The organism is Bacillus yapensis (assembly GCF_005280205.1).
In the GTDB taxonomy this organism is placed as follows: domain Bacteria; phylum Bacillota; class Bacilli; order Bacillales; family Cytobacillaceae; genus Robertmurraya; species Robertmurraya yapensis.
This window is the reverse complement of the sequence record NZ_SUND01000024.1, coordinates 1-12,027: the sequence shown is the minus strand read 5'-3', so window position 1 is coordinate 12,027 and position 12,027 is coordinate 1. Positions and strand designations below refer to the sequence as shown.

Below are 12,027 nucleotides of genomic sequence, written 5' to 3'. Positions count from 1 at the left end.
TTATATAGACTTAACCTCTTGATGTCAACCCATCTACTCCTCCCCTGAACATATTCCCTATTATGCAAAATTTATCCATAGATGAAAAGAGAGAGTTATCGACACGGTTATCCTATGAAGAAAAGGAGACATGTAGAACTTTTTAGAATGAGAATTTAATTGGACAAGCCTCATCCTAATTCGACAGCATTCTATATCATTTAATGCCGAAAAATTTCTTGGCATTTTCGGTTGTTTTTTTCGCAACTTCTTCATAAGTGATCCCTTTAAGAGCTGCAATTTCCTCTGCGACTAATTTAACATAACCTGGCTCATTGCGTTTTCCGCGATGAGGGTGAGGAGCCAAATACGGGCAATCTGTTTCAATTAAAAGTTTGTCCAGTGGAACGGCTTCTGCTACCTCTTTTGGTTTCCGTGCATTCTTGAATGTAACTGGTCCACCTAATGAAATATAGAAATTCATGTTTATGCACTCTTCTGCTACTTCTACACTTCCGCTAAAGCAATGCATGATTCCCCCTACTTCACTAGCGCCTTCTTCTTTTAGGATTTCTACAATATCAGCCGTTGCTTCTCGATTATGAATGACAATTGGAAGTTTCACTCTTTTCGCCAGTTGAATTTGCTTTCGGAATACTTCCTTCTGTATGTCCTTCGGAGACTTGTCCCAATGGTAGTCCAACCCCATTTCCCCAATCGCTACAACTTTGGGATGGTTCGCAAGCTCTTCAATCCAAGCCAAATCCTCATCTGTCATATCAATTGCATCAACAGGATGCCAACCAACAGCTGCGTACATAAAATCAAACTGTTCTACGAGCTCCATCGCTCTTGTAATCGTTGGACGATCAAAGCCAACAATGACCATGTTCTCTACGCCTTCCTGTTGAGCTCGTTCGATTACTTCGTGTAGATCTTCGTCAAATTGTTCGGCATTTAAGTGTGCGTGTGTGTCAAATAACATCAAAATTCTCCCTTCAAGACTAATATTATTTTTTTGTATCATTCTTTACTCTTAAGTTACTTTTATATAACCTTCCGTTTCATTATCTCAATAAAATAGTTCCTATCTCTCAAAAATTATCTCCATATATACATCTTTTATCAAGAATCCTATTTTAACAGCAGTCATTATTATTCCTATAAAAGAAAAACATAGAAATGTCTCGCGTAAATTGTTACACGTGAAACATTTCTATGTCTATCAAAAAGCGGAAGCGGCTCGTCCAGCCCCGACAAGCGCTGGAAGACCAGAGGATGAGGTCGTTTTTTGACCTCGTTCTCTAGTCTGAAGCGACCAATGAAAAATGTTCTTTATTTTTCAACCAGGGGCTAGCCGCTGAAGCTAGATCACAAAACTTTATTTTACTCGAGCACCAAGAGGAAGTGCTTCTGCAATGGTTGCTAATGATAACTGTCCATCCTTAGAACCTGCTAAAATCATTCCTTCAGAAAGCTCTCCACGAAGCTTCACAGGCTTAAGGTTCGTCACACAAACGACTTTGCGGCCTACTAACTCTTCTGGCTTATAATATTGAGCAATTCCAGAAACCACTTGGCGCTTTTCATATCCTAAATCTAATTGAAGCTTTAATAATTTATCTGCCTTTTTAACCGGCTCTGCTTGAATCACCTGAGCAACACGTAAATCAACCTTCATAAAATCATCAATCGTGATTTCTTCACTATCAGGCTTCTCTTCCTTTATCTCTTCCACTGGGGCTGGAGTTGGCGCTCCTTGCATCTTCTCTTTAATAAAAGCAACTTCTTCTTCGATATCAAGACGTGGGAAAATAGGATTTCCTTTTGCCACCTTGACGCCTTCTCCAATCGCACCGAACTGAGCTAGGCTTTCCCAAGAAGTAAGTTCTGGAGAATTCACACTTAATTGATTGAAAATTTCTCCTGGAGTACGAGTAAGGAACGGTTGTAATAAAATCGCTGTTCTTCTTAGAGACTCAACCAAATGAGCCATTACAGAACCTAGCTCTTCAAATTTTTCTTCCTTCGCTAACACCCAAGGTTGTGTTTCATCTATATATTTGTTTGTTCTACTCACTAACTGCCAAACAGTTGTTAACGCAACAGAGAATTCCATCTTCTCCATTGACTCTTCATATTTTTGAACAGTCTCTTCACTCACTTGACGCAATTGTTGATCAAACTCTGTGTTTGAGTCTTTGTATGCTGGAATAACACCATCGAAATAGCGATCGATCATCGCAACTGTACGGTTTAGAAGATTTCCAAGATCATTGGCAAGATCAAAGTTAATTCGCTCTACAAATCCTTCTGGAGTGAATACCCCATCAGATCCAAATGGAACTTCACGTAGTAAATAATAGCGAAGTGCATCTAAACCATAACGATCGATTAACGTCACAGGATCAACGACATTCCCTTTTGACTTGGACATCTTTCCATCCTTCATCAAAAGCCAGCCATGAGCAAATACTTTTTTCGGAAGCGGTAGATCTAAAGCCATTAACATAATTGGCCAATAAATCGTATGGAAACGAACAATTTCCTTTCCGACTAAGTGTACATCAGCAGGCCAAAACTTTTGATACTTCGAATCATTGTCAGTACCGTAACCTAATGCCGTAATATAGTTGGATAAGGCATCAATCCAAACATAAATAACATGCTTCGGATTGCCAGGCACCTTAATGCCCCAATCAAATGTCGTTCTAGATACAGCCAAATCTTCTAATCCTGGCTTAATGAAATTATTAATCATTTCATTTTTACGAGATTCTGGTTGGATAAACTCTGGATTTTCTTCATAGTATTGTAGCAAGCGGTCTGCATACTTGCTCACTTTAAAGAAGTAAGACTCCTCTTTCACTTTTTCAACAGGTCTTCCACAATCCGGACAGTTGCCGTCTGTTAATTGTCTTTCCGTGAAAAATGATTCACATGGTGTACAGTACCAGCCCTCATATTCGTCTAAATAGATATCTCCTTGCTCTAATAGCTGAGCAAAAATTTTCTCTACTACTTCTTTGTGTCGAACTTCAGTAGTTCGAATGAAATCATCGTAAGAAATATCAAGCTTCTTCCATAAATCTTGGATACCTGCCACAATTTCATCAACGTAGGCTTGCGGTGTGACACCTTTTTCCTCTGCTTTTTTCTGGATTTTTTGACCATGCTCATCCGTACCCGTTAAGTACATGACATCAAATCCACACATGCGTTTATAACGAGCCATCGCATCTCCAGCAACTGTCGTATACGCATGCCCTATATGTAGATTTCCACTTGGATAATAGATTGGGGTAGTTAGATAAAACGTTTTTGAATGTTCCTGCATCATTTTCCCTCCTTATAGGGATAAAAAAAATATAGTCTCGACGAATACTTTCTATATAGGAAAGCGCAAGCGCCTTGCTCATCGCCGTACAAACTGGAGGGGCATCGACTGAGATAAAGGAAACTTGAATTGCGTGAGCAATTCATAGTTGACTTATCGTAGGGAGGTGACCCGAAGTTTGCTAGGCGATAGGCGCTGGAGCTAGACAATTCTCAAAGTTGAGAATTATACATTCTTATATTTATGAAGAAATACACTCGTCATCTTTACCTATTCTATCATCAAAATATACCTAAAAATAAGAAAATGTGCAAACAGAACAAGTATATTCTTGCAATTCAAAAGGGAGGTGCATATGAGCAAACACTAATAACGAAGAATTATGTCGAAAGTTGTCGAACAGAATCGATTTAACAAGTTACTGAATATAATAATTTTTCGGATATTTAATTCATTGTTCTTGAAATATACAAAAGACCCGATGTAAAATCTATGTAACAAATGATCCAATAATTACTAAAAAAATACAGATAAAATTATTGACGTTTATGGGAATTACTGTTATTATTGGATTAGAGAAAAATTTGTCGAATTATGACGAAAAATAGATAGAGAAAAATATATTTTTGGAGATTGAGAGGAGATTTTAAAATGAAATCTACAGGTATTGTTCGTAAGGTTGATGAACTTGGTCGCGTGGTTATTCCAATCGAATTAAGACGTACATTAGGAATTGCAGAAAAAGATGCTTTAGAAATTTACGTAGATGACGAGCGTATCATTCTAAAGAAATACTTACCAAACATGACTTGCCAAGTAACTGGTGAAGTTTCTGATGACAACATGACATTCGCTGACGGTAAGTTAATCTTAAGCCGTGACGGTGCAGAAAAATTAGTAAAAGAAATCCAAGACGCTTTCACTGTTAAAGCTTAATTAAATATTCAAAGGCTCCTCTTTCATGAGGAGCCTTTCTTATTCTTCAATATGATACGCCTGATATACTTCTCTTTTATTCAAGTTTCGATCTTTCGCGGTTTGCTTGATCGCCTCTTTGGAGGAATAGTTTTTCTCGGAAATATAGTGTTCAATATGCTCGACTAGAGATAAAGATTCCCACCATACATTGGCTTCTTCTGCCCTCTCATGACTTCCTTCAACAATGATACAGAACTCTCCTCTAACTTCATCAGATTGCGCCCATTCAAGAACTTCGCTCATCGTTCCACGAATAAACTCTTCATAACGTTTCGTTAGCTCTCGACAAAGCGAAACCTTTCGATCTCCAAACACATCCAACATAAGCTGTAACGTTTCCTTTAAACGGTGCGGAGACTCATAGAAGATCACCGTAGACATTAATTTCGATAACTCCTCCAGCTCCCGCTTCTTGTCCTTTTTCTGTCTTGGTAAAAAACCGTAAAAGTAAAAAGGCTGCGTTGATAGACCTGATGCAATCAAAGCTGTAAGAGCTGCATTTGCTCCTGGAAGAGGCACGACCGTTAAATTCTCATTTGTTGCTGCTACAACTAATTCATAGCCAGGATCGGAGATCGTTGGCATTCCGGCATCACTCACGAGTGCAATTTTAGCACCGTCCTTCAACCTCTCAATCAGCTTTTCTCCACTTGTCTCTTTATTGTGCTCGTGATAGCTGACAACTGGCGTGGCAATCTCAAAATGATTGCAAAGTTTTTTTGTATTTCTTGTATCTTCCGCTGCGATTACGTCCGCTTCTTTTAAAAGTCGGATCGCTCGAAAGCTCATATCTTCTAAGTTTCCAATTGGCGTAGGGATTAAATATAATATCCCTTTCGTTTGTTCATTTTCAAAGCTTTTTTGCTGCCACATTATCGTTCACCTAAATCTCTTTATTTTCTCTACTATGCTTTATCCCCATAGAGAATTTCCTTTATTTCCGGTGTGTACTCATTGTTCTCTTCGTATACATATAGCGGGGGAAGTATTTTTAAATCAGATTTCCCATCCTTGATTGCTTCGACTAAAAGAGTGTTTGCTTCCTTGCCCCTTTTTGGATACACAAGTTGAATTCTTTTTGGCTCCAATCGATATTGACGCATGAGCGTGACAATATCCACTAATCGCCCTGGACGATGAACAAAGGCCACCTTCCCACCTTGTTTAGCCAACTGACTTGCCACACGAATCGTATCCTCTAACGTACAATAAATTTCATGGCGAGCGATAGCCAGATGTTCATTCGCATTAATCTCTTCCTTAGATGGCGTTGGAAAATAGGGAGGATTACACGTCACCACATCATATTTTCCGTTCCCTAGCTCACGTGGCATATCCTTAATATCCCCATGAATCATCTGAATACGATCTTCAAGTTGATTATATTCAATGCTTCTTAGCGCCATATCATAGAGTCGTTCTTGAATCTCTACCCCTGTAATGTCGCCCTTCGTACGAGCGCTAAGAAAAAGCGGAATCACCCCATTACCGCTACATAAATCAATTAACTTTCCCTTTTGAATGGGGACATAGACAAATCTTGCGAGTAGCACAGCGTCCAAAGAAAAGGAAAAAACCGATGGGCTCTGGATAATTCGTAAATCCTCTGCCAATAAATAATCCAGACGCTCATCATCTTTCAATTGAACCATTTTGAACCTCCTAGTTGAAAAAAAAGCCTTCCCGTGTGGGGAAGACCAACTTATTTTTTATTAAGAAAAGATAGGCAGAAAAGACAATCTCCTTCTTTACGAGGACTTCCAAAATGTAAATTACAAATATGGAAACCTTCCTGGTAGAGTCGGGCTAAATTATCATATCCTTCCCCGATATCTACGATTTTTTCATCTGGATTCCCAGATAATTTCTTTTGATTCTGATTTTGATCCAATTGCTCTACATCAGAGGTTGTATGTTCTAGCCGACGTCTTAGATGAACATTTTCTAGCTTCAATGAGTTATTCTCTTCCAGTATTTCCGCTAAATGCTCTTTTAACTCACCAAGCTGTTGATACAGCTGCCCAATTCGCTCTTCCATATTACTCACTGAATCAAAGATTTCTTTTTTATTCACGCTTCCACCTCAATCGTCTGTGGATTCCTACATAGCGCCTTCCTTTAATATTTCATCCAGTGTATATTCGAGGACACGCTCTTGATCTATCATTTCTACCTGAAGTATACGTTCTAAAATGTTTAAACCAACAACTTTGCCAAGACCAGCTGGTGTGCCAATAATTTCACCAACATCCGGAAGCTGCTCCTTGGCTGATTCATACTCATCATTCTCATATTTTAAGCAGCACATGAGACGACCACATAATCCAGAGATTTTTGTTGGATTAAGAGAAAGATTTTGATCTTTCGCCATTTTGATGGATACAGGCTCAAAATCACCGAGGAAGCTAGAACAGCACAGCATACGACCACATGGGCCAATTCCACCAAGCATCTTCGCTTCATCGCGGACACCAATTTGTCTTAACTCAATGCGAGTTCTAAAAATGGCAGCTAAATCCTTCACCAATTCTCTAAAATCAACCCGACCATCCGCTGTAAAATAAAAGATCACTTTATTCCGATCAAAGGTGTACTCGACATCAACAAGCTTCATATCAAGCTGATGAAGATCAACCTTTTCACAACAAACCTCATAAGCTTCCTTCGCGGACTGCTTATTTTCCTCTACGATCATACGATCCTTTTGATCGGCAATTCTCAGAACTTTTTTGAGTGGGAGGACAACATCATGTTCTTCAACATGCTTAGGACCAATGACGACCTTCCCATACTCTACTCCTCTAACCGTTTCCACGATTACAAAATCGTCCTTCTGAATTAAGAGATCTCCGGGATCAAAATAATATATTTTCCCCGCTTTTTTAAAGCGGACACCTACAACATTATACAAAGGTAGATCCCTCCTGCAATTCTAGCACAAGCTGCTCCATAAGCAGCTGCGGATTCATATTTGCATGCAGCTTTCTCTTAGCGTCTAATACAGCCGTCATCTGATGGGCTAGACGCTGTCCAGAAGTTTGCAAAGCAAATTGTTCAAGACGACTGCTCTCGTCCAAATAAACAGCCTGGTTTTGCTTCCCGAGCTGTATATATAATAAATCTTTGAGGATTAGTAGTAATAAATCTAGTCCTTGATCGATCTGCTCTTTCTCTTTAAAGTGTAAGAACCAATTTTCTTGAAGCGCAACCAAAGCTTCAAGTGGATTTTTTCTTAATACTTCATATAATTTTACCACTATGCTTTGGGCTTGTGCAAACCATTCATCATTACTTAGAAGAAGTCCTTCATCCAAATTATTGGTAAGTTGTGCAATGATTGGTGCTTTTCTTTCTGAAACGCCTCGATCTATCAATTTTTGAATCAAATGCTCAGGAGATAAATGTTTGAAAGTCACAATTTGGCAACGTGATAGAATGGTTGGTAAAATTTGTTGGGCTTGTTCGGTTAATAGAATCGCTGTCGTCTCCGATGTTGGCTCCTCTAAAAACTTCAACAAGCTATTCGCAGCGTTTACTGTCATCCGATCAGCATGGACAATCGTGTACACCTTCCGCTTCGACTCAACCCCTGTTTTCGAGAACTCCTCCTGCAAAGACTGGATTTGATGCTTCTTAATGGAAGCCCCATCTGGCTCAACCACATGAATATCAGGATGATTGCCACTATTGATCCTTTTACAGTTATGACAAGCTTCACAGGGCATGTATCCATCAATTGGAGCCGTACAAAAAAGACTCTTCGAAAGAAGCATACTAACCTCTTTCTTCCCAGTCCCTCGCATCCCCTCGAATAAGTAAGCGTGGGCTAACCGACCTTTGTTTATACTATTCTTTAACATTTTCAAAACGTTTGGCTGCATTTCTTCTAAGGTATCCCACGTACTCACATCTATCATCTCTCTTACATTTATTTCAGATTAAAAATTATGAAACTGTTCAATTGGCAATACAAACACGGTAGCTCCACCAACTTCTACTTCGACGGGATACGGGACATAAGTATCGGCATTTCCACCCATCGGTGAAACTGGAGCAACCATTTGCTCCCGTGCCTGACAATTTTCTTTAATAACTTGTAACGCTTTATCAACCCGAATATCCTCAGTTCCAATCAAGAACGTCGTATTCCCCGATTTCAAAAACCCGCCGGTACTTGCTAGTTTTGTCGCACGAAAATTATGGTCCATTAGGGCACTTGATAATCGATTACTGTCCTTGTCTTGCACCACTGCTATAATCAACTTCATAATACCAGCTCCTTTAATTTTCCGTTTGTATTATGTCTATTATAACAGGAATTTACAAAACCAACAGATTCTATATAAACAAACATGCCTTAAAGATTCAACTTTAAGACATGTCTGTTCTGGAATAGGATTAAAGTAACCCCTTTACCTTCTGATAAGCTGTTTCTAATACAACATCAATGGTTTGCCCAGCGTCGATTTTATACATTCTTTCTGGGAATCGCTTTAATAAAATTTGGTACCCTTCACGCACATCCTGATGAAATTGAAGGTTTTCCAAATCGAGTCGATTAACCTCTCGCTCACTGCTTTTATTAATTCTTTCAAGACCGACTTCCGGCTCTATATCAAAATACAAAGTTAGATTTGGCATCATATCATCAATTGCAAAACGATTAATGCTATATACCTCATCGATGCCTAGCTTTCTCGCATGCCCCTGATAGGCTAGAGAACTATCGATGAAACGATCGCATAGTACGATATAACCTTCTTTTAATGCAGGCTCTACTTTTTCCACTAAATGCTGTCTTCGTGCTGCCGCATATAGTAGAGCTTCCGTTCTCGGATCCATCGCTATATTGTTTTTATCCAGAATAACATTGCGAATTTGTTCAGCAATTTCAATTCCGCCTGGTTCTCTTGTATATAATACCTTCACGCCATCAGCTTGCAATTTCTCTATAAGCATCTGCAGAATTGTTGTTTTGCCAGCCCCTTCAGGACCTTCTGTCGTAATAAATAAACCTCTAGTCATTGTAATCCTCCAATTTTACTAAGAAAAGCGCATGGCGCTAGGTCATTCTTAAATTTCTTTCTGTGAAAAAATTTTCAGCATTCCTTGTGTTAATTGCTGCCCACCTTGGAATCTCGCTCCTGAATTCAACAAATGAGTGAGGCCTTTCACATCCTCTTTTGTGATCATTTCCCCTTTTAGTAAAAGTGGAACTCCAGGTGGATAAGGTATAATCGTATCTGCACATATAGAGTTCTCAGCATTCGCAATCGGAACATATTCTTCCTGATTTGAATGCTCCCTATGTAGTGTCGAGATTTTTTCCTTATAAAAATAAACATTCTTTCGATCTTCTTGAATTGCTGTTAGATTGATCGCCCTTAATTGTTCCATGATTTCATCAAATGGAAAAAGCATATTCTTTTTCAGCAATGGCAATACGAGCAAGACGTTATTCGGATCCGCCATTTCTGTATAAATTCCTTTTTCCTCAAATATACGCTGTAATTCAAAGCCTGTCTTATCGCAGCGTGATTGCAGCGTCAGTTTTAATGGGTCTCCTTGGTGAATCGGGAATTCTAATACCTTCACAAAATCTAAAGTTTTGAGTTCCTTCTTAAAAGCTTCAATCGTTTCTTTTAAAAAGTGCTCGTCCTCTTTTTCAAAGGTTCCAATATAACTCCGTGCCAAATCTAAAGATGCCATGATCGGATAAGATGGGCTACTTGATTGTAAGATTCGTAAATAGTGATTCACACTCTCTATAGAAACATACTCGCTGTTGACATGCAAAAACGACCCCATTGTCATCGCAGGCAATGTTTTATGAGCAGATTGCACAACTACATCTGCTCCTAGTTCGACAGCAGATGGCGGAAAATACTCGCCTCCAATAAAATGTGCCCCATGGGCCTCGTCAATGAGTACCGGTATATGTTTTTCATGAGCAAATTGAATAATCTCTTTCAAATTAAAGGTTATGCCATAATAATTCGGATAGGTTAAAATAATCGCTTTGCATTCCGGGTATAACGTATAGGCTTTTCTAATCGTATCAAGAGATACCCCTCCTGCCACTCCGCAGTCTTCATGCTGCTCTGGACCAAGAAGTACAGGTTGTGCCCCCGTTAGTTCAATTCCATTTAGTACTGATTTATGACAATTTCGCTGAATAAAAGCAATGTCCCCTTTTTTCAGGGTCGCCATCATCATCGCGAGGTTGCCAACTGTAGACCCATTCACAAGAAAAAAACTTCGCTCCGCCTTATATGCATCAGCTAAAAGTTGTTCAGCTTCTAAAATAGCTCCTTCAGGAGAATGAAGATCGTCTAAATTCGTTAATTCTGTTACATCGATATCCAGTATTTCTTGAAAAAAGGGAGTCGACTGTAACAGCAAACCATTTTTATGTCCTGGAACATGTAGTGAAATCGGCTTTTTTTCATTATGTTTTCTCAAAGCCTCAAATAAAGGCACATCAAACTGATTCATTTTATCACCAATATCCATTTTATCAAATATGAAGAACAATTAATCTAAAAATCTTCAAGAAGACATACAACGAATGCGAATTTGGAACATAAACTAAGATTAACCTCTTCATCAAGTTTTTATTATGGACTTTATCCTCCTTTTAGCACGCGAATATTCAAAAAATTGTTATAGAATAGGGGATTTATGGGCAGAATAGTTGTGTGGAGGTGGAGTTATCTTGAGTTCGTCATTAGCAAAAAAATACCCTGGGGAATTATGTGTCATTTGCGATCAATCAAAAGATGAGGGCATTCATCTATACACATCTTTTATCTGCTCACATTGTGAAAAAAGCATTATTTCAACGGATACAAGAGACCCTCAATATAAATATTACTTAAAAAAACTAAAGAAAATTAATACACCTGAAATTTATTCGTAAAGACGTAGCCCTGATTGGGGCTTTTTTTCATGTCGATATTAGTCTTCTATTTTCCTAGACTAAGAAGATTTGGGCTTTTTTTAGGGAGCGTCGGATCTCTTCGTCAGGTGTAGTCACTATAGCCACTTAACCGGAGAAATTCCGTTTATTTTAAAAAAATAATAGATATTACGTGAAATAGGCGGAGATTTTCCGCTAAATAACCTAATAAGCCTTAAAATCTTGAAAAATGTATAGCTTAACCGGAAAAATTCCGCTTATTTATAGAGCAGTAAGTCAAATTCCTGATTTAGCCGGAATTTTTCCTCCTATTTTTCAATGTAATAAATTCACACTCATCTTTATTCAAGCTTCGATCAAAAAAAAAGTACCTCATTGGATACTCTTTCGATTTTGCCCGGCAACGTCCTACTCTCACAAGGGGACAGCCCCTAACTACCATTGGCGCCGAAGCTTAACTTCCGCGTTCGGACTCCGGTCGTCTATGACCGTCGGATCTCTTCGTCAGCTTCGCTCGTTCAGTCCTCGCGTACATCGTACGCTCCAGGCTTCTCTCCCTCGCTTCCTTGACCTCCTTGGTCCTAGCCAACCTCGATTTTTTACTTTTTACTTTGTTTCTATTTGTTCATTGTCCTTACGGACAATCTTTTCACATACAAAAAAGAGTACCTCATTGGATACTCTTTCGATTTTGCCCGGCAACGTCCTACTCTCACAAGGGGACAGCCCCTAACTACCATCGGCGCTGAGAAGCTTAACTTCCGTGTTCGGTATGGGAACGGGTGTGACCTTCTCGCTATCGCCACCGGACTAT

Annotated in this window: 12 protein-coding genes and 1 rRNA gene; 2 read left to right on the top strand and 11 right to left on the bottom strand. The window is 39.1% G+C overall.

The window, feature by feature from the left end; genetic code table 11:
* Positions 1-196 precede the first annotated feature (196 nt).
* Positions 197-964: a TatD family hydrolase gene (locus FAR12_RS21380; RefSeq protein WP_126410791.1), complete on the bottom strand. Its 768-nt coding sequence runs from the start codon at positions 962-964 to the stop codon at positions 197-199.
* Positions 965-1,360: 396 nt separating this feature from the next.
* Positions 1,361-3,316 (bottom strand): methionine--tRNA ligase, encoded by a 1,956-nt coding sequence (gene metG / locus FAR12_RS21375; protein WP_126410790.1) that lies wholly within the window; start codon positions 3,314-3,316, stop codon positions 1,361-1,363.
* 651 nt (positions 3,317-3,967) lie between these two features.
* Here metG and abrB point away from each other — a divergent pair.
* Positions 3,968-4,252 carry a transition state genes transcriptional regulator AbrB gene (abrB, locus tag FAR12_RS21370; protein ID WP_126410789.1) on the top strand — a complete coding sequence of 95 codons (285 nt, stop codon included), beginning with the start codon at positions 3,968-3,970 and terminating at the stop codon, positions 4,250-4,252.
* A 39-nt stretch (positions 4,253-4,291) separates the two neighbouring features.
* Here abrB and rsmI read toward each other — a convergent pair whose 3' ends face one another.
* From rsmI to FAR12_RS21330, 8 genes are all read right to left on the bottom strand, one after another.
* Complete coding sequence (rsmI, locus tag FAR12_RS21365; RefSeq protein WP_126410788.1) at positions 4,292-5,167, bottom strand: 16S rRNA (cytidine(1402)-2'-O)-methyltransferase; 876 nt, start codon at positions 5,165-5,167, stop codon at positions 4,292-4,294.
* A 32-nt stretch (positions 5,168-5,199) separates the two neighbouring features.
* Positions 5,200-5,946 carry a tRNA1(Val) (adenine(37)-N6)-methyltransferase gene (locus FAR12_RS21360; RefSeq protein WP_126410787.1) on the bottom strand — a complete coding sequence of 249 codons (747 nt, stop codon included), beginning with the start codon at positions 5,944-5,946 and terminating at the stop codon, positions 5,200-5,202.
* Positions 5,947-5,996: 50 nt separating this feature from the next.
* Positions 5,997-6,368: a DNA replication initiation control protein YabA gene (gene yabA / locus FAR12_RS21355; RefSeq protein ID WP_126410786.1), complete on the bottom strand. Its 372-nt coding sequence runs from the start codon at positions 6,366-6,368 to the stop codon at positions 5,997-5,999.
* Positions 6,369-6,395: 27 nt separating this feature from the next.
* Positions 6,396-7,205: a PSP1 domain-containing protein gene (locus tag FAR12_RS21350; protein WP_126410785.1), complete on the bottom strand. Its 810-nt coding sequence runs from the start codon at positions 7,203-7,205 to the stop codon at positions 6,396-6,398.
* Entirely contained in the window at positions 7,198-8,211 is a 1,014-nt protein-coding gene (gene holB, locus FAR12_RS21345) for a DNA polymerase III subunit delta' (RefSeq protein ID WP_126410784.1), read from the bottom strand. The genes FAR12_RS21350 and holB overlap by 8 nt, the downstream gene beginning before the upstream one ends.
* 21 nt (positions 8,212-8,232) lie before the next feature.
* Positions 8,233-8,562, bottom strand: a complete 330-nt coding sequence (locus FAR12_RS21340) for a cyclic-di-AMP receptor (RefSeq protein WP_126410783.1) — start codon at positions 8,560-8,562, stop codon at positions 8,233-8,235.
* A gap of 130 nt (positions 8,563-8,692) precedes the next feature.
* Positions 8,693-9,319, bottom strand: a complete 627-nt coding sequence (gene tmk / locus FAR12_RS21335) for a dTMP kinase (protein ID WP_126410782.1) — start codon at positions 9,317-9,319, stop codon at positions 8,693-8,695.
* Between the two features lie 48 nt (positions 9,320-9,367).
* Entirely contained in the window at positions 9,368-10,828 is a 1,461-nt protein-coding gene (locus FAR12_RS21330; protein WP_342772339.1) for an aminotransferase class I/II-fold pyridoxal phosphate-dependent enzyme, read from the bottom strand.
* Between the two features lie 181 nt (positions 10,829-11,009).
* Between FAR12_RS21330 and FAR12_RS21325 the strand changes: the two genes are divergently transcribed.
* The gene (locus FAR12_RS21325; protein ID WP_126410780.1) at positions 11,010-11,213 is read left to right on the top strand and encodes a sigma factor G inhibitor Gin; all 204 of its coding nucleotides are present in this window, start codon (positions 11,010-11,012) and stop codon (positions 11,211-11,213) included.
* Between the two features lie 693 nt (positions 11,214-11,906).
* Here the strand turns inward: FAR12_RS21325 and rrf are convergent.
* Positions 11,907-12,023: ribosomal RNA gene (gene rrf, locus FAR12_RS21320) — 5S ribosomal RNA — on the bottom strand.
* Positions 12,024-12,027 lie beyond the last annotated feature (4 nt).